Origin of the sequence: Parabacteroides sp. 20_3 (assembly GCF_964238835.1) — a bacterium.
Classification (GTDB): domain Bacteria; phylum Bacteroidota; class Bacteroidia; order Bacteroidales; family Tannerellaceae; genus Parabacteroides; species Parabacteroides distasonis.
On record NZ_CAXSNO010000009.1, the window covers coordinates 276969 to 300070 of the forward strand.

21 protein-coding genes are annotated in these 23102 nt (G+C 42.8%); 7 read left to right on the plus strand and 14 right to left on the minus strand.

Annotated features, from left to right (window positions below):
- Positions 1-7: 7 nt before the first annotated feature.
- From ACESPU_RS18525 to ACESPU_RS18555, 7 genes are all read right to left on the minus strand, one after another.
- Positions 8-613 carry a hypothetical protein gene (locus ACESPU_RS18525; protein ID WP_009275890.1) on the minus strand — a complete coding sequence of 202 codons (606 nt, stop codon included), beginning with the start codon at positions 611-613 and terminating at the stop codon, positions 8-10.
- 25 nt (positions 614-638) lie between these two features.
- Entirely contained in the window at positions 639-917 is a 279-nt protein-coding gene (locus ACESPU_RS18530; protein WP_009275891.1) for a hypothetical protein, read from the minus strand.
- 2 nt (positions 918-919) lie between these two features.
- Positions 920-1801 (minus strand): BT4734/BF3469 family protein, encoded by an 882-nt coding sequence (locus ACESPU_RS18535; RefSeq protein ID WP_009275892.1) that lies wholly within the window; start codon positions 1799-1801, stop codon positions 920-922.
- 146 nt (positions 1802-1947) lie between these two features.
- The gene (locus ACESPU_RS18540; protein ID WP_010183576.1) at positions 1948-3258 is read right to left on the minus strand and encodes a DUF3987 domain-containing protein; all 1311 of its coding nucleotides are present in this window, start codon (positions 3256-3258) and stop codon (positions 1948-1950) included.
- Complete coding sequence (locus ACESPU_RS18545) at positions 3251-3592, minus strand: hypothetical protein (RefSeq protein WP_009275894.1); 342 nt, start codon at positions 3590-3592, stop codon at positions 3251-3253. Before ACESPU_RS18545 ends, ACESPU_RS18540 begins: the two co-directional genes overlap by 8 nt.
- Positions 3593-3594: 2 nt before the next feature.
- Complete coding sequence (locus ACESPU_RS18550; protein ID WP_009275895.1) at positions 3595-3894, minus strand: helix-turn-helix domain-containing protein; 300 nt, start codon at positions 3892-3894, stop codon at positions 3595-3597.
- 337 nt (positions 3895-4231) lie between these two features.
- A complete protein-coding gene (locus ACESPU_RS18555; protein ID WP_009275896.1) occupies positions 4232-5554 on the minus strand; it encodes a site-specific integrase in 1323 nt (440 codons plus the stop codon).
- A gap of 545 nt (positions 5555-6099) precedes the next feature.
- On the opposite strand from ACESPU_RS18555, the gene ACESPU_RS18560 reads away from it, so the two are divergent.
- From ACESPU_RS18560 to guaA (ACESPU_RS18575), 4 genes are all read left to right on the plus strand, one after another.
- Entirely contained in the window at positions 6100-6465 is a 366-nt protein-coding gene (locus tag ACESPU_RS18560) for a type II toxin-antitoxin system RelE/ParE family toxin (RefSeq protein ID WP_122380896.1), read from the plus strand.
- The gene (locus tag ACESPU_RS18565) at positions 6462-6773 is read left to right on the plus strand and encodes a helix-turn-helix domain-containing protein (RefSeq protein WP_158532987.1); all 312 of its coding nucleotides are present in this window, start codon (positions 6462-6464) and stop codon (positions 6771-6773) included. The genes ACESPU_RS18560 and ACESPU_RS18565 overlap by 4 nt, the downstream gene beginning before the upstream one ends.
- Positions 6774-7289: 516 nt before the next feature.
- Complete coding sequence (guaA, locus tag ACESPU_RS18570) at positions 7290-8810, plus strand: glutamine-hydrolyzing GMP synthase (protein WP_009275897.1); 1521 nt, start codon at positions 7290-7292, stop codon at positions 8808-8810.
- Between the two features lie 51 nt (positions 8811-8861).
- A complete protein-coding gene (gene guaA, locus ACESPU_RS18575) occupies positions 8862-10169 on the plus strand; it encodes a glutamine-hydrolyzing GMP synthase (protein WP_005854978.1) in 1308 nt (435 codons plus the stop codon).
- Positions 10170-10257: 88 nt separating this feature from the next.
- Here guaA (ACESPU_RS18575) and ACESPU_RS18580 read toward each other — a convergent pair whose 3' ends face one another.
- The 7 genes from ACESPU_RS18580 to ACESPU_RS18610 all read right to left on the minus strand — a co-directional run bounded on the left by ACESPU_RS18580 (position 10258) and on the right by ACESPU_RS18610 (position 18498).
- Positions 10258-10995 carry a DUF1080 domain-containing protein gene (locus ACESPU_RS18580; RefSeq protein WP_057327341.1) on the minus strand — a complete coding sequence of 246 codons (738 nt, stop codon included), beginning with the start codon at positions 10993-10995 and terminating at the stop codon, positions 10258-10260.
- A 765-nt stretch (positions 10996-11760) separates the two neighbouring features.
- Positions 11761-12459, minus strand: coding sequence for a 16S rRNA (uracil(1498)-N(3))-methyltransferase (locus ACESPU_RS18585; RefSeq protein WP_005854983.1), 699 nt, complete (start codon positions 12457-12459; stop codon positions 11761-11763).
- Positions 12460-12497: 38 nt separating this feature from the next.
- A complete protein-coding gene (locus ACESPU_RS18590; RefSeq protein ID WP_008780242.1) occupies positions 12498-13814 on the minus strand; it encodes a NupC/NupG family nucleoside CNT transporter in 1317 nt (438 codons plus the stop codon).
- Positions 13811-14452 carry a bifunctional nuclease family protein gene (locus ACESPU_RS18595; RefSeq protein ID WP_005854990.1) on the minus strand — a complete coding sequence of 214 codons (642 nt, stop codon included), beginning with the start codon at positions 14450-14452 and terminating at the stop codon, positions 13811-13813. Before ACESPU_RS18595 ends, ACESPU_RS18590 begins: the two co-directional genes overlap by 4 nt.
- 72 nt (positions 14453-14524) lie before the next feature.
- Positions 14525-16525, minus strand: a complete 2001-nt coding sequence (locus tag ACESPU_RS18600; RefSeq protein WP_227154448.1) for an ATP-binding protein — start codon at positions 16523-16525, stop codon at positions 14525-14527.
- A 237-nt stretch (positions 16526-16762) separates the two neighbouring features.
- Positions 16763-17560, minus strand: a complete 798-nt coding sequence (locus ACESPU_RS18605; RefSeq protein WP_008773322.1) for a M48 family metallopeptidase — start codon at positions 17558-17560, stop codon at positions 16763-16765.
- Positions 17561-17568: 8 nt separating this feature from the next.
- Positions 17569-18498, minus strand: a complete 930-nt coding sequence (locus tag ACESPU_RS18610) for a DUF5106 domain-containing protein (RefSeq protein ID WP_034530440.1) — start codon at positions 18496-18498, stop codon at positions 17569-17571.
- 81 nt (positions 18499-18579) lie between these two features.
- Here ACESPU_RS18610 and ACESPU_RS18615 point away from each other — a divergent pair, with 81 nt between their 5' ends.
- The 3 genes from ACESPU_RS18615 (at position 18580) to ACESPU_RS18625 (ending at position 23064) form a co-directional block, all read left to right on the plus strand.
- Positions 18580-19467: a LysR family transcriptional regulator gene (locus ACESPU_RS18615; protein WP_008773321.1), complete on the plus strand. Its 888-nt coding sequence runs from the start codon at positions 18580-18582 to the stop codon at positions 19465-19467.
- Between the two features lie 109 nt (positions 19468-19576).
- Positions 19577-20632: a YeiH family protein gene (locus ACESPU_RS18620; RefSeq protein WP_158532985.1), complete on the plus strand. Its 1056-nt coding sequence runs from the start codon at positions 19577-19579 to the stop codon at positions 20630-20632.
- Positions 20633-20718: 86 nt separating this feature from the next.
- Positions 20719-23064: a transglycosylase domain-containing protein gene (locus ACESPU_RS18625; RefSeq protein WP_005865028.1), complete on the plus strand. Its 2346-nt coding sequence runs from the start codon at positions 20719-20721 to the stop codon at positions 23062-23064.
- The last annotated feature ends 38 nt before the right edge of the window (positions 23065-23102 follow it).

Here is a 23102-nt window from a genome sequence, read left to right on the forward strand (position 1 = left end):
TCTACTTTTAAATAAATTCGTAATTCTCGATTTCCTCATGAAATTCCCCATCCTCATCAATCCAACACAGGCAACGCCGATTATCGGCGAATGATGTTAAGCCTTTGCCAAAAGCGGGGTTATTCGCCACGTAAGCGTTAAGATTGTCAATAGCCTTTTTGAGATCGTCCACTAAGTTTTTCGCCAAGTCTCGTTGTTCGGTTGGTTCGATCGTGTACTCTCTATTTTTCTCGTCAAACCATAAGGGTGATACTATCACCTTGCCATTCTCGATGCAAAATGCGTCTATTTCCAGCGGGTTAATAGTATGATAGCCAAGAACCTTTTTTAATGATGAGGCGCACCTATCTATAAGGGCGTTCAAAGACCCGACCGTTTCCGCATAATCCTTATCTCTCTTGAATGCGATCTTGATACGGAAGGATTCTTTCTTTGCCATATTTTCCGCTTCCCTGTAAAGCAGGGCGCACTTATCCGATAAATCTCTCAACTCGTCCGTCCCAATAGTAAGACCTTCCTTTACCAATTCATCTACGATCGGTTGAATCTTATCCGTGCTAGCATGATGTCTTTTTACAATTCTTTCTAATCCTGTCTTTTTTACAATGTCCATCGTTCTTTTCTTTTAATGTTATTACTTAATTTAATATAGATTTGCTTATTTCTATAAAGTAGAAATGGCCATTAGGATCTACCCTAACCCAACCGGGCACACCGCCAAATATCCCATTGATATCACCTATCGTCGAGGCCACCATATCATCTATTGAATTATATCCATTGGCACGAGCGAAGTATTTATCCGCTTTTATTTCTACAATCTGACTCCCATCTTTCCAATACCGGAAAGTGATAGGCATATTCCTATATTCCCATTGTACTATATCATATCGTACGGTTTGTTCTATTATTCTCATAATTAAGCGTCTTTAAAGGTTATTCCATAGTCCTTGCATACACGAAAGAAAGTACCAATACCTATACGGCTGCAAGTTTTCTTCACGTTATCGAATTTACGATCAGTCTCTGCCTTGCTATACTTGGGGTTCTGTTGGCTGCAAACATGATAGAAAGCCCTTCCGGATTCCCCTAGGGAAGCGAGGGCGCACCCTACCTCAAACCATGTTAGATAATCCCCGGTAATATCGATGCCGTGATTTTGGATAAGATCGCAACATTTAGCCACTTTATCCAGCTCGCCGTCCGTACCGCAATCAATCGGGGTATAAACGGCTACGGGCTCTTTATAATACCCCCTGTACGGATCGGCGTTGAGGTTAATGTATGGTTCCGGGTCATAAGACACGCAACGCATCCTGCACACGTCACCGCACGCCTTGTCGATCACAAGCCCGTACCTTTGGAAGTCCCTTTTCAAGGCTTCGAATTGCTGTTTGTGGTAATACGGATAAAGTATCGGCATGATAGCGAAGTAACCGTTACCGCCAACGGATAGACCGCAATAGGCCACGTATCTAAGATATGACAACTGGTGTTTCACCTCGTCCCAGTTGCTAACCTCTAGGTTATCCTGCCGATCTAAATCCACGCAGATAAGCCCTGAATGTTGTTTAAGATTCTCCGCTTTCCGTGTAGGTTCGAATATGCCGGATATGCAAGCCATCGGCAAACGCTTCTTAACGGCGTTGCGCTCGTCCTTGTTCGTGAGCGTACGCAAACGCTTGATCTCATCGATATATCTCGTATCGTTCAGGAAAGCCCCTATTGTTGAAATAGATCCTTTCGTGTCGGTCACTCCGTTATACACGGATATCCTGCTATCTAAAAATGTCTTTGCCATATTGTTTAATTTTTAATAGTCGTTTTTTGTAGTTGACTAGTTGACGGTTGACTGCATATTTTAACTTTGATTGTCAATTATTTACGGTAATATTTTAGTCAACCTGTAATATTTACATTAAAAAATATCAGAAATATAGAGGTTGACTAATTTTTGTCCGTATCTGACTCTGTATCTGATATTTCACTATCAGTCAACCGACAACCTGTCAACTTGGGATATTTTTTTAAGCATTTAGATACATATTGCTTAGTAATGCCCAGCGCATCCGCTACCGCTCGTTGGCTAACCGGGCTCGTACAATGATAAACATTAGCTATCATTTCCTCTTTTCCCATAGACTTAACCTCGTGCCTGTTTCCTCTACCTTCCAACAGCATCCTATAGACTTTCAGTGCGCACCGCTCGAAATAATCCATGCACCTCACGCTGTATTCCATTTCTTCCGGGGTAATGTCTATAGAGGTGGGGGAATTGCCTAGGATATGAGCGACCCCAGCCCAGCGTATCACATGGATCTGTAGCTTAGAGTAAACAGAGCTAAGGTAATCGTCCGCACTCGCCTTTTTTATCTGGAGACTGTTGTAATAGTCGATGTACACTCTCTTCGCCTCGCCCCTTATGTATATCTTGCCGCCCATGACCGAAAAATCATACATTATAAGGTTGTAAATGAAATCCTTCCAGTCGCTTATGACACTTTGTGGTATGGAGACATCATTATACATCTCGGGCATCCCGGATTCAGGGTAACAAAACAACCAGCGTTGATTGAAACCGTTGTTCATCATGTTGTCATTCCCGAACGTGTCAACCAAAACAGACGGTTGGATAGAACCTATGATAGACATGAACGGGTCTTTGATAAGCAAGGGTTCATCTGATTTACGATTCACCACGATCGTGTCACTGTCGAACATGGAAAGCATCTGGCTAAGCTCCCCGCTTTTGGCGTACCGGCAAAAATCGTCGATCATGCCCTTTAACTCGTCCCTGTACAATAATATCCCGTTGGGGTTGACGGATAATACCTGATTCCGGGCCTCGGGGGTGGAATCGCTGATCACGTACTGCTTAAATACGGGCTTATCGCCCTTGTCATCGCCCGCCTGTCTGTATGCCCTCAATTCCTCCCGGTAAACGCCGTAATTATAGGAGTCACGGTCTTTTAGCGGCTGGAGGAAGAATCTTATAGGCGTAGACTTGTTACTGCCCGAGGGGGCAACCACACAGACCCAAAGGCATGGGTAATTTCGATACTTGCCGTCATCAATGATGACCCGCTTACCCATGGCCACGCCCACGGTCGCAAACATAGCGGATAGAGCGATGTCAACAGGGCATTGCAAAGAACTCGCTACCTTCCTTAGCATCTCGGTCGCATTGGGCGATAGTCCGTCAACGGGTAATATAGCACCGGCATCATCTATCATGTCTTTTATTTTTATCTCAATCATATTTTACGCCCTCCCATTTATCCCAAAATGAAAATTGCTTGTCCTTTGGGAATAGTTCCGGATTTGTCGTTAGAAATTCCACGTTGTCATGTCTCGTCACGGGGCATATGCCCTTATGGTGGACCTTAACCTTGCCATCATTGGCCAGCATGCCTACATAATAGCATACGCTGTTGATTCTTATGCCCGTTAACGTCTCTACTTGCGCCCTTGTACGGGGAACGGTAAATAAACATTGGAAGACCCTTTGCTTATCTCGTGTATAATCTATATCTTTGCCCTCGCAAGAAAGGGAATTGGCGGGCGCTATGTCTGCCTTTTTTTCTACATACATAGTTAACCTCTCCTATATTTAAAGACTGTTTGTTGTTTAATTGCATCATCGATAGATCTTGCGTCGTACAATATTCTTTTACCCACTCTTTTACAATTAACGACTCCATTTTTCGTGAGTTTTGCCAATGTAGGCAATGTTACATGAAGGAGATCTGCCGTTTCTTTTCTGGAATAATATCTAGGTTCCCTATTTGTTGTAGAAAGTACTATTTTAGATACCCTAGCGACAATTTCATCAATGACTGGCTCGAACAAACCTATTATTAAGTCTTGTTTGGATTGTGATATCTCGAAATTCATACCATAATTATTTTAAATTAATTTGTTTCAGAAGATATGCGGCCGCTATACCTTCTGATTTCGAGCACAAATAAATTAAGAAAAAATCTGAAAAGACACGGAAAAGAACGCCGAAACGTAACAATCAATCTATTGTTGTAAAATAAAGGAAAAACCGAACAAAAAAAATGTTGTTTCTTTTTGTTTATTTACTGATTTCTATTATAATAAAGGAAATAGTTCTTTCTCAATGTAAGGTTTAACAGAACAAAAATATAGGTTACGGCACTTTTAAGCACAACATGCAAATATTCAGTGAATTACAAAGACCGTAACCGTAACCCCGTAACCTGTGCGTTTATTTTATAGCTCTTAATTTGGTGAAGTAACTTTCTTTCGCCGCCAACATTGCCTTTTCGGATTCGTCCAGCTTTAAATAAGTCTTCAACTGTTGCTCGCTTGAATGTCCGGTGATAGCCATTATACTGTTTAGGGAAGCTCCGGTTTTATACATATTGGTCGCAAAAGACCTACGGGCCGTATGGGTTTTAAGAAGGTCGCAAAATCTTTTCCTTGCGGTATATTCCATAGCTCCATGTTGTTCCTCCAGTTCCACGATCTCCGTCCATCCTAAAGCCTCACCAATCTCTTTGATATGGTCATTTATCTTTTGATCGTAAACCTTTGGCAGTTCGCCGTTATATTTATTCAGGATATCGTCTACCCGGTAATCCAAAGGGATATAAACAGTATTTCCGGTTTTCTCCTGCTTTAGTTTAATATAGCGGTTCCCGTCGGTAAGGGTAACGATCATCTTGGCGTTAATACGCTTGTAATCGCTTATACGTTGACCGGTCAAACAGCCTACAACAAACACGTCCCTAACCTTTTCCCATGCCGGACGATCGGATAGATCATACTTGTAAAGCTCATTAATCCGTTCATCTGTCAAATAAACATTGTCAACATCCCTATAGATAACCTCAAATCCTGAACGGATATTCCCTGCGTCCAATAGCTTCAATTGTTCGGCTGCGTAACAAATCGTCTTGCATATCTTTATCATCCTTGCTACCGTATTAGGTGAGTAACGCTTATCGGTCAAGAATAGACGGAAATCATTATAGAACTCTATCGTCAGGTCGGCAAAGTGTATTATCCTCAACCTCTCTTCTTGGTACGCCGCTAACTGTGAACGGAACCCCTTATAGCTTTTTATTGTTCCGGATGATACATTGGTAGTTCCCCCTTTCTTCTTGCGCTTGCCTGTCTCGCATTCCCCTATAAAACGGTCTACGAAATTGATGAAAGTAGATGCGTCCTCTTTTATCCTTGTTAATTCAGCCTCCTGCCGCTCCTTTTCCGCCTTGATCTGTTCAGCGAAAACTATTCCATGTATCCGCCCTTTTACGAGATCAGGGGTCAATGTGACACCTTCACTAGTAAGGGAATCTATCGTATACATGATAGCGTCTAATTTTATAAACAGGTCCTTGCCTTTACCGCTTCTGAAAGCGGTCAACGCTTTTGCGCTCGCTAAAGACTTGTTCCACTCTTTTACATCAACCTCCAGCCCTGTAGACACCCTGATATTGATTTTATGAGCCCTGCTTTGTATACGTGCGTATAAGGTCGCATATCCTTCGGTCTTGTCCGTTCTCAAAACGAATTTCGTAGCCATATCCTATCATGTTTTGTAGTACCACAAATATAGAGGTTCTTTTCAAATTGGTACTACATTGGTACTACAAAGTTTTATTTCGTTTAATCTTATTTTATCTCATAAATAAAACAAAGTTTGATTATCAGTAATATAGATAAAATGAGATAATAATAAATATAAAGTTTGAGGTTCGCCAGGAACCTCTAGAAGCAAGAAAGGATTAGAATAAAAATTTCTAATCCTTTTGTTTTTCAACTACTTACGTTCTCTGTGGTGGAAGGATTGGAAGAAGAAATTTCATAGTTTTCAGCTTTTGTTTTACAATTGTTTTACAGTAAAACAACGAAGAATTGTAATGAAAGCTACGATTAAGATTGAGTGACTGGTGCAGAGTGTAAAGAACTGGATATTCCTATAGGATAGTAAATTGTTTTCTAGTTAGTAGAGCAATTCTGAGGAAAAATGAAGAAGCTAAAGTCTACGAAATACTATTCTGCGTTAAAGATTAGCAAAGAATTTATGTTTTTCTTGTTTGTTTGTATCCAATTAGTTACATTTGCATCATGAAAGCAACAGATAAAAAGGATAATGATATACGTGAACTGTATTTCTCAGATGAGTTTGCGGAGTTCTACGGTATGTTGCAAGATAAAGTAAAAGCTAAGTTTGAACATACTATGGATATTATCAAAACAGAGTATGTACTTAGTACGAAGTTCGTGAAACATTTGGAGCATACGGACTTGTATGAAATGAGGGTTTCTGTTAATACGAATGAATATAGAACGATTCTTTTTGCTGTTGATAATGAGAATATCATTCTTTCAAAGAAGATACTACTCTTGAATGGTTTTCTGAAGAAATCCACAAAAGACTATAGTAAGCAAATAAAGATTGCAGAACGGATATTAAAAGACTTTGAGTTATGAGAAAGTTAGATGAACATAAGTTAGCTAAGTTGCATACAGCGGGTGAGTTACTGGACAATAAATATGGAGAGGTGGGTACTGACTCTCGTACTGCTTTCCATGAGAAGTCAATAGCGTGGTATTATGGCGAGATATTGCGTGACCGCCGGAAAGAACTAAAGATAACCCAGCAAGAGTTAGCCGAAAAGGTTGGCACAGCAAGAAGTTATATTGCTCGTGTGGAAAAAGGAGAGACTGATATACAGATTTCGAGTTTCTTTCGTATTGCTCGTGCTTTGGGAATTGAGTTTACTCCTACATTTTTATGACTATTAATAAACGATTTAAACAGAATATTTGTTTTACAATTGTTTTATAGTAGCGGAATTATAGATATTCTAATCAATTGGAAATAAAGAGATTATCTTGGTGGTCTAAAATCCGCCAGGAACCTCGGAGGAAAGCCTCGAAGTTGTTTGTAATGAACGCTTCGAGGCTTTTTTTGTTTTGTCCGTCCGTAACTCTCGCCGGGTTGTCGGGCGGTTCGCTGTTTTCATGGCTTCCCTTGGCCGGATTCTTAGGGGGATTTGTGATTTTCCTCTTGAGGTATTCATCTTCTAATGGCTGTTGCATGATTGTCCACCATCCGTTGCATGATCATGCAACAGTTGGTGGACGATCATGCAACGGATGGTGGATAATGAATGTCTCAGGAGGAAAGGCGTAATAGGACAAGGGAAGATCCTTTAAAAGTATCGTGATAAGGAAGAATATTTGCCCAGTGTGTTTATGCTTCCCGAATTTATTACTACCTTTGCGCCACTCAATTAAATAATCATAATTGCATGCACGAGAAACTTATTATTCTTGATTTCGGCTCGCAAACAACCCAGCTTATCGGCCGTAGGGTCAGAGAGTTGAATATGTATTGTGAGATCGTTCCTTATAACAAATTCCCGCATGACGCTACCGACGTGAAAGGTGTGATCCTTTCCGGAAGTCCTTATTCCGTATACGACGAGAATGCCTTTAAGGCTGATTTGACCGAGATACGGGGGAAGTATCCCGTCTTAGGTATTTGTTATGGAGCGCAGTTTCTAGCTTATACATCCGGAGGTAATGTGGAACCGGCTAATTCACGTGAGTATGGACGTGCTAATTTGTCGCACATTGATGGTGAGGATGAATTACTGAAAGGGATCCATGTGGGTTCACAGATATGGATGTCTCATGGGGATACGATTACCGTATTGCCGGATAATTTCAAGGTGATCGCCAGCACGGACGACGTGAGGGCTGCCGCTTACCATGTGGAAGGTGAGAAAACGTGGGGCGTTCAGTTTCATCCGGAAGTATTCCATTCGACAGACGGTACGAAGTTGCTGGATAACTTCTTGAATATTTGCGGATGCGCCAAGGATTGGACACCGGCTTCCTTTATCGAATCTACCGTAGCTGAGTTGAAGGAGCAATTGGGAGATGATAAAGTGATCTTGGCTCTTTCCGGCGGTGTGGATTCATCTGTTACGGCCGTATTGCTGAATAAGGCGATCGGTAAGAACTTGACTTGCATTTTCGTGGATCATGGTTTGCTGCGCAAGAATGAGTTCGAGAACGTAATGAGGGATTATGAGCATTTAGGATTGAACGTGATCGGCGTAAACGCGAAAGATAAGTTCTATAAAGAACTAGCGGGCGTTACGGAACCGGAGAAGAAACGTAAGATCATCGGCAAAGGATTTATCGATGTCTTCGATGAGGAGGCGCATAAGCTGAAAGATATCAAGTGGCTGGGGCAAGGTACGATTTATCCGGATGTGATCGAGTCGCTGTCTATCACAGGTACGGTTATCAAGAGCCATCATAATGTGGGCGGACTTCCGGATACGATGAACTTGAAACTCGTCGAGCCGCTTCGTCTTCTTTTCAAGGATGAGGTTCGCCGTGTCGGTATGGAGTTGGGTATGCAACCGCATTTGATCAAGCGCCATCCGTTCCCGGGACCGGGATTGGGTATCCGTATCTTGGGTGATATCACGCCGGAAAAGGTACGTATCCTGCAAGACGCTGACGATATCTATATGTCATTGATGCGTGAGTGGGGACTTTACGATAAGATTTGGCAAGCTGGGGTAATCTTACTTCCGATTCAATCCGTAGGTGTAATGGGCGATGAGCGTACCTATGAGAATACGGTAGCTTTACGTGCGGTAACTTCCACGGACGCTATGACCGCCGATTGGGCGCAGCTTCCGTACGAGTTCCTCGCCAAAGTTTCCAACGAGATTATCAATAAGGTGAAAGGCGTAAATAGAGTCGTGTACGACATCAGCTCGAAGCCGCCTGCAACCATCGAGTGGGAGTGACATTTGTCTTAGGTATAACAAAGTGTAAAATCAATAAAATTTAAAAGTCACATGAAGCAAGATATGATTGTTATCTTGGATTTAGGTAGTCATGAGAATACGGTGTTGGCTCGTGCTATTCGTGCGTTAGGCGTTTATAGTGAGATTTATCCGCATGACATCACGGTTGAGGAATTAAAAGCCTTGCCAAACGTGAAAGGTATCATTATCAATGGTGGCCCAAACAATGTTATCGACGGTGTAGCTATCGACGTGAATCCGGGTATTTACGAGATGGGCACTCCTGTAATGGCCGCAGGTCACGATAAGGCGTTGTGCGAGGTTAAATTGCCGGAGTTTACGGATGATGTCGAGGCGATCAAGGGCGCTGTCAAGTCTTTCGTGTTCGATACTTGCAAGGCTGAGGCAAACTGGAATATGACGAATTTTGTCAATGACCAGATTGAATTGGTAAAGCGTCAGGTAGGGGATAAGAAAGTTCTGCTGGCCTTGTCTGGAGGTGTCGATAGCTCTGTAGTAGCCGCTTTGCTTTTGAAAGCGATCGGCGATAAATTGGTTTGCGTGCATGTGAATCATGGTTTGATGCGTAAGGGCGAGTCCGAGGATGTCGTTGAGGTCTTCAAGAACCAGTTGAATGCCAATTTGGTGTATGTAGACGCTACCGATCGTTTCTTGAATAAGCTAGCTGACGTGGAAGATCCGGAGCAAAAGCGTAAGATTATCGGTGGTGAGTTTATCCGTGTATTTGAGGAAGAAGCTCGCAAATTAGATGGAATCGATTTCTTGGCTCAAGGAACGATCTATCCGGATATCGTGGAGAGTGGAACGAAGACGGCTAAGATGGTGAAATCCCATCATAACGTAGGCGGTCTGCCGGAAGATTTGCAATTTGAGTTGGTTGAGCCTTTGCGTCAATTATTCAAGGACGAGGTTCGTGCTTGTGGCGTAGAGTTAGGTTTGCCTTATGACATGGTTTATCGCCAGCCGTTCCCCGGACCGGGTTTGGGCGTACGTTGCTTGGGCGCTATCACTCGTGATAGACTGGAAGCGGTACGTGAGTCGGATGCGATCTTACGGGAGGAGTTCAAGAACGCCGGACTGGATAAAAAGGTATGGCAATACTTTACGGTAGTACCCGACTTTAAGTCGGTTGGCGTACGTGATAACGCCCGTTCTTTCGAATGGCCCGTGATTATCCGTGCCGTCAATACGGTAGATGCCATGACCGCTACGATCGAACCGGTTGATTGGCCAATCTTGATGAAGATTACGGATCGTATCTTGAAAGAGGTGAAGAACGTGAACCGTGTATGCTACGATATGTCTCCGAAACCGAATGCGACAATTGAGTGGGAGTAATTAGGCTTACTTTTTAAACAGATATAAAAAGGCCCGGTGATTTATCAGAATCCCGGGCTTTTTATTTATATACGATAGATTCGAAGAACTATTTTAGTTCACGGATCTTGATATTACGGAACCATATAGGATAGCCATGATCTTGCAGACCTATATAACCTTCTTTAGAGATACCTTCGGTAAAACCCGGGAAGTTCTTGAATTTACTGTTAGCTACCAGATCATCCCACTCTTTGCTCCATAAAGTGTACTCAACTACTTTTTTGCCATTTTGAGTATGCGTTACTTTTCCATCTTTTACACGGATTACGATCGTATTCCACTCGCCGGCAGGATTAACTGTTTTCGGATCTGCGGGAAGCATGTCATATAGAGAACCTGCTAGGTGGTTCGCTAATTTGTTGTCGGTTGCGTCCACGTTATCTAGTACCTGTACTTCGGGAGCCGCATAATAAATAGGTTTGCCGGGTACTTCGCGTACATAATAGAAGATACCGGAGTTGCCCATCTTGCTGGCTTTCCAGTCTACCGAAAGCTCGAAGTTTTTGAACTTTTTGTTCTGGTAAAGGATATCGCCATTAGCGCCTTGTCCCGGTTTCTTGCCTTCGCCGGTAAATACTTTCATTGCATTGTCTTCTATAACCCAGTTCGCGGGCATAGCGGTTCCGTTACATTGACGCCATCCTGAGAAGTCTTTTCCGTTGAATAATAATTCCCAGCCAGCTTTTTTCTCCTTCTTAGTCAATGTATTCGGAGTTTGAGCGATACAGGGGATAGCCATAGCTATGGCTGAAAGAATCAAGAATGATTTGAACAAATTTTTCATGTTACTTAAATTGTTATTAGATTAGATTTGTTAATATCATTACAAATGTAGCAATTTGCTTAATAACCCTTATGAGGATTAACGTATTTTTAATGGAAATAGGATTATTCTATATTAGTGTCATCTTCAATACCCTTTAGAAAGTCGGATAAAGAGATATTTAATGCTCTGGTTATTTTAATTAAGGTTCCGATTTTGATATCTTGTTTGGCTTGTTCTAATATAAAAATATTGACGTCGGATCTGAACATCAGTTCACGTTGTGACATACTACGTTCCTTGCGTAAAGATTTTATCCTTTGCACAATACGTTGTATTATTATTTTGTCACTCTCGTTTATCATAAATAGAGTAACAAAGTATGTGAAGATTTTTATGTAAATAGCTATAGTATATTATAGCATAGGTCTGTTTTTTTCGTATATTTGCGGTGGCTATTGATCAAATATGCTGATCTGCGTTCATGTTTTTGTTGTATTCATTAAAATTGATAATTGCAATTGCAACGCATTTGCTTATTTAGTTAAGGTGGTTTTCATTTGTGACAAGCAGTAAAGACATCCTGTCAGTGATTGATCGGATGTTTTTTTGACTGCTGGAGAGTGACGTTTTTATAAGCCATCCCGTACTTCTGTCTGTAAACAAGACAGAATATGGGGATAGATTGACAAACTGTTAAAACGAATCCGAATAACAGACAGGGCATCTGCGATCAATAATCAAGTTACGATTACCCTCCGGTAATGTGAGGCATCTTACCGGACTCTATTGATTTAACACATGAATCGTATGGCAAGCCACTAGCGCAGCCGTTTCCGTACGCAGCCGGCTCTCTCCTAAAGAGATCGGCTCGAAGCCATTCTCTTGAGCCAGCTTGATTTCTTCCGGGCTAAAATCACCTTCCGGTCCGATGAGGATTAAGGCATTCTCTCCCGGCTGATACGTATGTTTTAATAGTGGCTTCTCGCCTTCCTCGCAATGGGCGATAAACTTACGCCCGTCAAAGGGAGTGGCGACAAACTTCTTGAAATCTGTCATTCCTTCTAACGCTGGCAAAGTCGCTTTCTGGGATTGCTTCATTGCACTGACCAATATCTTCTCCAATCGAATCGGCTTGATCTCTTTACGCTCCGAGAAACGACAATTCAAACAGGTGATCGCATTGATCCCTATTTCCGTCGCTTTCTCCACGAACCACTCCATCCGGTCCATGTTTTTGGTAGGAGCTATGGCTATATGGAGATTGAAGTTCCAGAGATCGGGTTGTTTCCAACTCTCTAAGAGGGTCACCTCACAATGTTTGGGATGCGCCCGGCTAATAGCCGCTTTATAAAAAGAGCCTTGCCCATCCGTCAATACTATCTCATCGCCTTCACCTAGACGAAGTACCCGTATACAATGTCCTGCTTCTTCTTCCGGTAATTCCGGCTTGATAGCTATATCTGGTGTATAAAAAATCTGCATGACCATCTAATTTTCAATTCTCAATTCTCAATTTTCAATTACCCAAGGATCATACCAATTATAGTAGCCGATAGCACAGAGACCAGGGCTCCGCCGATCATGGCCGGTACGCCGATACGTGAAATTAATCCTCGTTTTTCCGGGGCTAATACGCCCAATCCGCCTAATAAGATACCGATAGACGATATATTAGCGAATCCGCAAAGGATATAAGTAGACATCAAGATCGATTTCTCATACATGAATAATCCGGCATCTTTCCATTGCTGCAATTGGAAATAGGCGACAAATTCGTTCAATATGGTCTTTTGTCCCAGTAAAGATCCTACCAGCATGATATCCTGGCCCGGTACACCTATCAACCACATGAAAGGAGCGGTGATTACGCCCAGTATGAACTGGAAAGTCAGTCCTTTTGCTTTGCCGTCCGAGATCTGTACGATCCAGTCGTTCAATCCCGTGTAACGCCCGATTACGTCTTCCGTAACATAATTCGCTAACGCTACTAACGAGATGAATACCAATAACATGGCAGCGATATTCGTCATTAATTTTACGCCGGTAACCGTACCTGATGAGATGGCATCTAAAATATTCGAGTTCTCTTTTTCCTTGCCGGAGACAGCTACATGGTCCGTGGCTTCTTCCGTCTGCGGACAAAGCATTTTCGCTAAAACGATTGAACCCGGTACTGCCATCACGGAAGCCGAAAGCAAATGAGTGGCAAATAAAACCTTCGACGCCGGATCTGTTCCTCCCAACATACCTATGTAAGTACCCATTACGGAACCGGCGATCGTACCCATTCCGGATACCATGACCAAAAATATCTCCGAACGATTCATTGTCGGCAGGTAATTCTTGATCAACACAGGAGATTCTGTCATTCCCATAAAAATATTACCGGCGGCCACTAATCCCTCCGAGCCGGATATATTCATGAATTTACGCAATACCCACGCAAAGGCACCGACTACTTTCTGGATAATCCCCCAATGGTAAAACATGGAAACCAAGGCGGAGAAGAAAATAACAATCGGTAGCGAATGAAGCAAGAAACTGAATCCTGCCGCTTTAGAGGCATACGGGCCTAATAAGAAAGTAAGACCGGCATCCGTGAAGTCCATCAACTTAACAAATATCTTGCCACATCCTTCCAATAGGCTTCCGACGAACGGCACATATAAAACCGCCAAGGCGAATACGATCTGCATGAACAAACCTCCACCAACTAATTTCCAATCGATCCGTTTACGGTCATAACTCATCGCATAGGCGATACCTAAAATCGTAATGATCCCAAGCAGACCTCTTAAAAGTGAGACCAGTCCGAATCCTCCTTGTTCTCCAATCATTTGTTTGTGTCCTCCTCTTCTTCTCGACGGCGCAACTCGTCTTTATACATTTTCGCGTATTCGTAATTTTCGTCCGCTATAGCGTCTTCCAATCGCTCGTTTATTTCTTGGATATCCAATAGGCTTAACCATTTCTTTAACTGGGCTTCGTCCTTAATCTCATCCGGTTCTAATTCTAATAAATTGTCATCCTCCTCCGGTTCGTCAGCGGGGATGGACAGGGTGTCTTCCAGTACGACACCGCATTCCTTTACAATCTCCTCGGAAGTAAAGATGTCGCAATTTACGCGAAGCGCTATGGCAATCGCGTCGGAAGTACGAGAGTCCAGCTTTATCGAGCGCTCACCGTCGCTAAACTCTAATTCTGAGTAAAACACACCATCTTCGAATTTGTATATGTAGACTTCCTTAAGAATGACGTTGAAGGCTTGCGCAAAAGTGGCGAATAAGTCGTGTGTTAATGGACGAGGAGGTACGATATGCTCCAAAGCGATCGCTATAGACTGTGCTTCAGCGGTTCCTACGATGATTGGAATTCGCCGTGGACCATTTTCCTCTGCCAAAATTAACGCATAGGCCCCGGATTGAATTTGGCTGTTCGCTAATCCTTGAACCCTTAATTTTATTCTTGTACTCACAGATCTGAAATTTAAAATTGTATACAAAAGCAAAAGTAATATTATTTTCGGGATTATCGCGAATAAATGTGATTAATCACTTTCAGTGTGTTTGGGGTTAAGGGGAAGGATAATGGAAAAACGGCTTCCTTTTCCTATTTCGGACTCTACGGCGATATACCCATCGAAACGTTCGGCTATCACTTTGCAAATGGATAGTCCCAAGCCGGTACCTTTGGCGAATTCATCCAGTTTCGTGAAACGATTGAAAACGGCGTCTTGCTTTTCTTTCGGGATACCAATGCCGGTATCTTCTACGAAAATATGTACATGCCGCTCTTCCTCTCGGTATTCATAACCAATCAATATATATCCCTTTTGCGTGAATTTAATAGCGTTGCTAAGAAAGTTGGTAATCACTTGTGTCAACCGAAACTTATCCGTGGGAATGGATATGCTTTTTTCCGGTATTTGCATACGAAGTTCTACGTTCTCCGGCATTAAAACTTGGAAAGTCTGGTAAATCGTGCTTATTAATTCATTTAGAGAATATTGCTGGAAAGAGAATGACATACGGCCCGATTCGATACGGGAAAGATCTAAGATATCATTGATAAGGTTCAATAACAGATCGCTGTTCGTATTGATTAACTCGGTAAAGTTTTCCCGTTCTTCCTTACTAAGCTCGATGTCTGTGTTCATAAGATTCGAGAATCCGACAATAGCGTTCAATGGAGTCCGTATCTCATGGCTCATATTCGCTAAAAATGCCGATTTCATTTGGTCGGACTCTTTAGCCTTCTCTAAGGCTACTTCCAGTTCCTTGTTCTGTTTTACCAAATTGGCTTGCGCTAATTTCTTATATTTCTGTTCTCTGGAATATAGCTTCCATAATCCCGTGGCAACGATATTGATAAAGATGAACGCTACGCAAATGAAAGCGATCAGCTGTTTCTTGTATAGCTCATAAAAAGGGATATTGACTAAACGGGCATAAGAAGGGATCTTCTCGATAGGTATTCCCCATGCTTTTATGGTATGCCATACGAGAATATATTCCTTACTGCTTTCTTTGATCGGAATTTCTGCGACAGGGGTCCCTTTCAACACAAACGAAGCCATTTCCGCCTGTTCTCGTGCTTGTATTTCTACGGATGTGAAATAACCTCCGATGTATCGATTCCGTCTTTTAGCCGGATGATATTGAATCGGTTCGTAATGAGCGGAGAAGCTGGGATAATTGACTAATTGATAAAAAGCTTCGGAGGTATGATCGTATTTTATATCTAGATAAGTGCTTTGATCCAGAGTGCCGGACAAATTAAAGAGCAAAGAAGATCCCGGTAAAACTCGGTATGGAAGGGTATTTATTTTTGCTATACAGTTTTTTCCCGGTAGCGACCGTATCTGAGTGCCATTTTGGGTAAGGTCTATGAGCCTCTTTACAAATAGACTGTCATTTGTTCCGATTTTATCTAACTCTAGCCCCCGGATTTTAAGGCGGATTATTTCTATTTCCGGGTGTCCTTGTATTTGTTGCCAAAAGTCATTAAAGGATTTTCTTCCAAGGATTGTCCGGTCGCAAGGAATCTGGATTTGCAATACTCCGAATAATTTATGTATAAATTCTATATTCTTGATGAAGTCTTGTTTGTCGTGTAGTCCGGTAAGATTGGGGTACTTCTTTAAAAGCGACCAATTCGGATAATTTACGCCGGCGAAAACAATCGGTATTTCTTTTAGATACGGGTGTCCGCAAGCTAATAAAGAGTAGCAAGCTTGATCATCGTTTACTAATATGATATCGGGTTTAATCTCTTTGATCGAGTCAATATAATTATACATTCGGGCTATTTCGGCACTATCCAGATATTGCTCGCAATCTAGATAGAATGTATGAATCTTCGGGTTTATTTTTTGCTTATTGAATGTTCGTTCCAGCACTTCATTAAAAATCGGGTAGGTATCTTTCTTTTGCTCAAAAGAATGGATAAGCACAACTTTCTTTTCTTCTTTTTCTTGGCAACCTAGGGTTAACAAAGAGACAAGAAATATGAATATGGCAAAAATTAAATATTTATGTGTGTGTTTCATGATTCTTAATAGATAGATCTTTTGCAAAGGTAGAAGTTTTTTTGATTATCAAAGCAAAAAAAATGGTCATCCGTCACGGACGACCAATCTTCATTGCTAACCTTAAATCTAATACCATGAAAAACACGGTGCAAATATATAGTATTTTATGTTGTACAGCATGATTTCGTGGCGTAAATCCTTGATACGTTAGCTTTATTTTAATAATAGTCCGTCCTGCTAAAGGACCGTTAACAGTTATTGCTTGCTTTTCACGTACTCATCGGCCTTCTCTTTTACCCGATCGGCACGTTTTTGAGTCTCGGGATGGCTTGAGAACATCTGCATAAACTTGGACGATTTAGCTTCCGACTCACTCAGTTGTAACAATTTATTTAATGAGTTAGACATTCCGTACGGATCTCGCCCGTTATCTATACAAAACTGGAAACCGAATTCGTCCGCCTCATACTCTTGTTTCTGGGAATATTGAGCGCCGGCCAAGGCCTGTGCCATGTCTCCCAGTTGAGAGTCGGTCAGTTTGGATACGGTTCCACTTACAGCTCCGGCGGCGTTTTTAGCGGCGGAGGTCAAGTAAGCGTTTTTCATGGCGTCTTTAGAGTCGGAATGAACGACGTGCCCGATCTCATGACCGATAACGGCGAATACCTCGTCATCGTCCATGATTTTCATCAATCCGCCACATACGCGTACACTTCCGTCTCCACAGGCGAAAGCGTTTACATCTACTACATTATATACTTTAAAGTTTAAGTCTAGGCCGGAAACTTTCTTTACATTGGCGGTCAAGCGTTCCAAGCGTTGTCCCATTTCCGTATCCGGACCTGCTACCTCGTTATGAGTGTCCATCCATTGGATGTACTCTTTTGCCATTTTGGCTACATCCTCGTCGGATAGAGTAGCGGCATGCGCTACATCAGTCGCGGCATTAATCACTTTTTTCGTATTAATGGTCTTGCCGCCAATCTTGAATTGGGCGGAAACCGTTAGGCTCACTCCTGCTAAGAAAGCCAAGGACAATAAGATTTTTTTCATGTTTTAAATTAGTTAGTTGTTTGTGATAAATAATTTTCGATCTGTTGAAAAGTAGCGTCTTTCAACAATACTTTTTTCTCTTTGTTTAATAGATATAATGTGGGTATCGCTTTTAAGTCGTAGATCTCGTCGTTTTTAAGCGAAACACTTTTGTCGTATGAGTTGATCCAATCTTTAGGCATGACGGAAACATGCTCTTTCCATGCGTCCAGATCCTCGTCCGGATAAACGGCTAAGATCTTTAGTTTGTTGCTTTTTGAAAATTCATTGATCAAGAAGGACGATTCCATTTGTCTGGTTATTTCTTGACAAGCATGGCAGTCCGGATTATAGAAAAATAATAATAGATAATCCGCTTTTATATTGTATAATTTCCCGGTTTTTCCGTTCGCTAATGTGTACGTGAAATCGGTCGCAGGCGTCCCGATTCTGTTTTTTAATGCGAGCTCTAGCAAATGGGCGGGACGTATCTTTTCCACATCGCTTAATGACGAGGATTCGGTAAGATATTCCAATACGGCTATATACATTTCCTCATTCCTTAGGGGGGAGTTCGGGTCGTATAGATATTTCTCCATCATCTCGGAAAAGTACTGAAACATGGCACTGTCTTGTTCTGTTTGTTTCATCATCGCTTTTACGGAAGAAGACATAGCCGCAGGCGAGACATAGTTCATCAAATCTATATAGTTGGATAATGCCTGCTCGGTCACTTGAGGTTCATGGATATAGGTCGTATCCTTGAAGTCGAATTTATCCCAATAATGTTTCACTAAATATTCGGCCCTTTCCACTGGGTCCGTGATTAAGGTGGGGACCGAGACCATTTCAAAGGTGGGTGGCGCTACATTGGATTCCTCCGTTTTTTGATTACGTTGACCACTGCATGCGTTGACGGTCAACGTCAACAATAAAACATATAGATATTTCATATTCATTCATATATTTATGTTTCAATCTACAAATATATAGTATTTTTTTTATCTTTGTTAAATTAAAACAGCAAAAGGTAGAATATCATGGATTTTCGATTAAAAGTATTTCATAGCGTAGCTTGTAACTTAAGCTTCACGAAAGCGTCCAGGGAATTGTTCATTAGCCAACCCGCTATTAGCAAGCATATCCATGAGTTGGAGGTTCAGTATAAGACGCCTCTCTTTGAACGAACAGGTAGCCAGATCCGTTTAACTCGTGCGGGCGAGTTGTTGTTTTCGCATACCCATTCCTTATTGGCTTCGTATCGTCAATTGGATTTCGAGATGAATCTGTTGACAAATAATTTTCTGGGGGATTTACATTTAGGTGCCAGTACGACAATATCCCAATATGTTCTTCCGCCCGTGCTTGCTTTATTCATTAAGATGTTTCCGGATATACATGTATCTGTATTGAATGGGAATAGCCGGGATATAGAGTTGGCTTTGCGAGATGGAAAAATAACGTTAGGATTGGTGGAAGGGACTACCCGTCAAAATACGATGCATTATATACCTTTTATGAAGGATGAGTTAGTGGTTGTGACTCATGTAGGGTCTAAGTTGGCTGCTTATGACGAACTGACGTTGGAACAACTTTGTGCTTTGCCCGTAGTACTTCGTGAAAACGGCTCCGGTACGCTTGAGGTCTTGGAGGGGACCTTGGCAAAACACCAGATCAAACTGTCGCAATTGAACGTATTATTGCAGCTAGGTAGTACGGAGAGTATCAAATTATTCTTGGAAAATTCCGATGCTTTGGGAATTCTTTCTATTCGGGCGGTGACACGTGAGCTGATGGCTGGACGTTTGAAAGTGATAGATATTGAGGGTTTTAAGGCCGAACGGACTTTCTCCTTTGTGGAGCCGCAGGGACAGAACAGCGGTATGGAAGAAAGTTTCATGCGTTTTGCCAGTCAACATTGGCAATAACTTTAGGTTATTCGCTATAAAAACTTGTGAAGTAAGGGATCGGATGAAAATATGTACTTTCGCGAACGAAATCAAATAATGATATGTTGTACTAAATAAATCAATAATTATGTTTAGTGAAAAACGAGGTAACGTATTACATGGTGTCTTGCTGATAGCTCTTTTCTCTTGTTCTGCATTCTATATCGCGGAGTTCCAGTTTATTAAACAATTGTCATTCAGTCCGCTGATTGTCGGCATTATTTTAGGTATGTTGTACGCCAACAGCCTGAGAAACCATTTGCCGGAGACGTGGGTTCCGGGTATCCTGTTTTGTACTAAGCAAGTGCTTCGTGCGGGTATCGTACTATATGGGTTTAAGCTGACCTTCCAGAGCGTGATTGCGATCGGCCTTCCGGCAATCCTGATCGATATGGTGATCGTGGTGCTTACCATCTTGATCGGTGTTTGGGTGGGGCGATTGATGAAAATGGATAAAGACCTTGCTTTACTGACCGCCACGGGTAGCGCTATTTGCGGGGCTGCCGCGGTATTGGGCGCTGAACCGGTCGTGAAGTGCGAGGCTCATAAGACGGCGGTTGCCGTATCGACAGTCGTGATTTTCGGTACGCTTTCTATGTTTATTTATCCGGTGATGTACCGTGCGGGTATTCTTGATTTAGACCCGGAGCAAATGGGACTTTATACGGGTGCGACCTTGCATGAGGTAGCTCATGTGGTAGGAGCCGGTAACGCTATGGGAAAGGAAATTTCGGATGCGGCTATTATCGTGAAAATGATTCGTGTGATGATGTTAGCTCCTGTGCTAGTGGTCATGAGTTTCATGTTGGCTCGAACCGCCGTGAAGTCCGTGGTTAACGGGGGGAGGAATGGCGGAGGCGTTGCCCCTTCTTGTGGTAAGATCACTATTCCTTGGTTTGCGTTTGGTTTCTTGGCCGTGATTGGTTTCAATTCGCTCGACTTGCTTCCTCATGCGGTTGTAGATGGGATCAATCAGGTAGATACATTCATGCTGACAATGGCCATGACTGCTCTTGGTACGGAGACTAGTATCGAGAAATTTAAGAAAGCTGGCGCTAAGCCCTTTGTTTTGGCCGCTATTTTATATGTTTGGTTACTAGCTGGTGGTTATTTGTTGGCGAAATATGTGCCTCAACTTGCATAAGATCGTATTTTCCTCTATTTTTGTGATCTTAAATAGGTCGTTGTGGATAAGATGAGTCTTTTATCCATACCGTGAAATATAAAAAGATGGCATCAAAGATTACAAAAGGTATCCTTATTTCTTGTTGGATAGTATACCTCGCTATATTAGGGGCGGTGGTAATGGTGTTTATGGCGATAGCGAATGGTTCAATTGGTTATATGCCTCCGGTGGAACAATTGGAGAACCCGATTGATAAATATGCTTCCCAAGTTATCTCCTCGGACGGAAAGGCGTTGGGAGCCTATGCGCATAGCAAAGACAATCGTATTTACGTGAATTATGAGGATCTTTCGCCGGATTTGGTGAAAGCCTTGATCGCTACCGAGGATATCCGGTTCGCCGAACATAGCGGTATCGATGCGCAGGGTTTGTTTCGTGCCATCGTGAAGCGGGGTATCTTGATGCAAAAAAGCGGTGGTGGCGGTAGTACCATTACCCAGCAATTAGCGAAGCAATTATTCTCGCCGAGTGCCGATAATATGATGGAACGTCTTTTCCAGAAACCGATCGAATGGGTGATCGCGGTTCAATTGGAACGTTATTACACAAAGGAAGAGATTATAAATATGTATCTGAATAAGTTTGACTTCTTGTACAATGCCGTGGGAATCCAATCCGCGTCTCGTGTGTATTTCGGGAAGACCCCTAAAACCTTGAAGATCGAGGAAGCCGCCACGTTGGTAGGCATGTGCAAGAACCCTTCTTATTTCAATCCGGTTCGCCATAACAAGCGTACCATCGGCCGTCGTAATACGGTTTTGGAGCAGATGGAAAAGGCCGGGTACATAACCAAGGCGGAATGTGATTCGTTGAAGGCTTTACCCTTGGTCGTACATTTTACCCGTATGGACCATAAAGACGGTTTGGCTCCTTACTTCCGTGAATACCTTCGTCTGACAATGACCGCGAAGAAACCGGAGCGTAAGGATTACGCCTCTTGGCAATCTCAGAAATTCAGTGAGGACTCATTATCTTGGGCGACGAATCCATTATATGGATGGTGTAACAAAAATAAAAAAGCCGACGGAGAATACTATAATCTTTATACGGATGGCTTGAAAATCTATACGAGCATCGATTCCCGTATGCAGAAATATGCGGAAGACGCTGTCCGCGAGCATATGAGTAAAGATCTTCAACCGGCTTTCTTCCGGGAAAAGAAGGGACGTAGCTATGCTCCGTTCTCAAGAGACGTAAGTGTCGGTCAAGTAGACACGATGTTGATGCGTGCGATGCACCAGACAGATCGCTACCGGGCGATGAAAAAGAGTGGAATGGCTGAGGCCGATATGCGCGAGGAGTTTGAGAAGCCTGTCGATATGCGTGTGTTTAGTTGGGATGGTCCGATCGATACGATCATGTCTCCCTTGGATTCGATTCGTTATCATAAGAGTTTCTTGCGTACGGCGTTTATGTCGATGGACCCTCGCACCGGGCAGGTCAAGGCTTATGTAGGTGGTATTGACTATAATGACTTCCAATATGATATGGTGAATGGCGGTCGCCGTCAGATCGGTTCTACCATGAAACCGTTCCTTTATTCGTTGGCGATGATCGAGGGGATCAGTCCTTGCGACCAGATGCTACATGTGCAGCAGCAGTTGATGGACGAGAACGGTCGTTTGTGGGTTCCCCGTAACGCCAGCGCGAAGCGAATCGGCGAGATGGTTACGATCAAGTGGGGATTACAGAACTCGGATAACTGGGTAACCGCTTATCTGATGAGCCAGCTCTCACCTTATACGTTTGTTCGTTTGCTTCATTCTTTCGGCTTGAAGAATCATATCGATCCGGTTATCTCGGTCTGTCTGGGTACTCCGGATGTATCGGTGGGTGAGATGGTCGGGGCCTATACGGTATTTGCCAACAAGGGCATCCGGGTAGAACCTTTATTCGTGACCCGTATAGAAGATTCATATGGAAATACAATTGCGAACTTTACCCCACAGATGAGTGAGGTGCTGACGGAAGATGCTTCCTATAAGATGCTACATATGTTGAAAAGCGTAATCGACGGTGGTACCGGAGGACGTGTACGTTTCCGCTACGGTATCAAGGCGGAGATGGGTGGTAAGACCGGAACGACCCAGAATAACTCCGACGGTTGGTTCATGGGATTTACGCCTAGCTTGGTTTCCGGCTGCTGGGTAGGCGGCGAGGACCGTTCCATCCATTTCGACCGCTTGGCGGAAGGGCAGGGAGCGAGTATGGCGTTACCGATTTACGCCCTTTATATGCAAAAGGTTTATAAAGATAAAACGTTAGGCTACTCGGAAGACGAGACTTTCGAGATCCCCGAGAAATACGCGAACCCATGTAGCGAAGGAGGGGAGGAAGATAGCCCTACGACTCCACCGGATACAGGAGGTATCGATAAGATGTTTGAGTGATAATAATCAGACTATTACAGTTTTTTTAAATTCCCCGT

Excerpts from the sequence above, each read along its gene's own strand:
- ACESPU_RS18625 (WP_005865028.1), top strand. The coding sequence starts at position 20,719 with ATGGCATCAAAGATTACAAAAGGTATCCTTATTTCTTGTTGGATAGTA.
- ACESPU_RS18545 (WP_009275894.1), bottom strand. The coding sequence starts at position 3,592 with ATGTATGTAGAAAAAAAGGCAGACATAGCGCCCGCCAATTCCCTTTCT.
- ACESPU_RS18565 (WP_158532987.1), top strand. The coding sequence starts at position 6,462 with ATGAGAAAGTTAGATGAACATAAGTTAGCTAAGTTGCATACAGCGGGT.
- ACESPU_RS18615 (WP_008773321.1), top strand. The coding sequence starts at position 18,580 with ATGGATTTTCGATTAAAAGTATTTCATAGCGTAGCTTGTAACTTAAGC.
- ACESPU_RS18590 (WP_008780242.1), bottom strand. The coding sequence starts at position 13,814 with ATGATTGGAGAACAAGGAGGATTCGGACTGGTCTCACTTTTAAGAGGT.
- guaA (WP_009275897.1), top strand. The coding sequence starts at position 7,290 with ATGCACGAGAAACTTATTATTCTTGATTTCGGCTCGCAAACAACCCAG.
- ACESPU_RS18525 (WP_009275890.1), bottom strand. The coding sequence starts at position 613 with ATGGACATTGTAAAAAAGACAGGATTAGAAAGAATTGTAAAAAGACAT.
- ACESPU_RS18580 (WP_057327341.1), bottom strand. The coding sequence starts at position 10,995 with ATGAAAAATTTGTTCAAATCATTCTTGATTCTTTCAGCCATAGCTATG.
- ACESPU_RS18600 (WP_227154448.1), bottom strand. The coding sequence starts at position 16,525 with ATGAAACACACACATAAATATTTAATTTTTGCCATATTCATATTTCTT.
- ACESPU_RS18585 (WP_005854983.1), bottom strand. The coding sequence starts at position 12,459 with ATGCAGATTTTTTATACACCAGATATAGCTATCAAGCCGGAATTACCG.
- ACESPU_RS18540 (WP_010183576.1), bottom strand. The coding sequence starts at position 3,258 with ATGATTGAGATAAAAATAAAAGACATGATAGATGATGCCGGTGCTATA.
- ACESPU_RS18550 (WP_009275895.1), bottom strand. The coding sequence starts at position 3,894 with ATGAATTTCGAGATATCACAATCCAAACAAGACTTAATAATAGGTTTG.
- ACESPU_RS18555 (WP_009275896.1), bottom strand. The coding sequence starts at position 5,554 with ATGGCTACGAAATTCGTTTTGAGAACGGACAAGACCGAAGGATATGCG.
- guaA (WP_005854978.1), top strand. The coding sequence starts at position 8,862 with ATGAAGCAAGATATGATTGTTATCTTGGATTTAGGTAGTCATGAGAAT.
- ACESPU_RS18605 (WP_008773322.1), bottom strand. The coding sequence starts at position 17,560 with ATGAAAAAAATCTTATTGTCCTTGGCTTTCTTAGCAGGAGTGAGCCTA.
- ACESPU_RS18535 (WP_009275892.1), bottom strand. The coding sequence starts at position 1,801 with ATGGCAAAGACATTTTTAGATAGCAGGATATCCGTGTATAACGGAGTG.
- ACESPU_RS18610 (WP_034530440.1), bottom strand. The coding sequence starts at position 18,498 with ATGAATATGAAATATCTATATGTTTTATTGTTGACGTTGACCGTCAAC.
- ACESPU_RS18560 (WP_122380896.1), top strand. The coding sequence starts at position 6,100 with ATGAAAGCAACAGATAAAAAGGATAATGATATACGTGAACTGTATTTC.
- ACESPU_RS18530 (WP_009275891.1), bottom strand. The coding sequence starts at position 917 with ATGAGAATAATAGAACAAACCGTACGATATGATATAGTACAATGGGAA.
- ACESPU_RS18620 (WP_158532985.1), top strand. The coding sequence starts at position 19,577 with ATGTTTAGTGAAAAACGAGGTAACGTATTACATGGTGTCTTGCTGATA.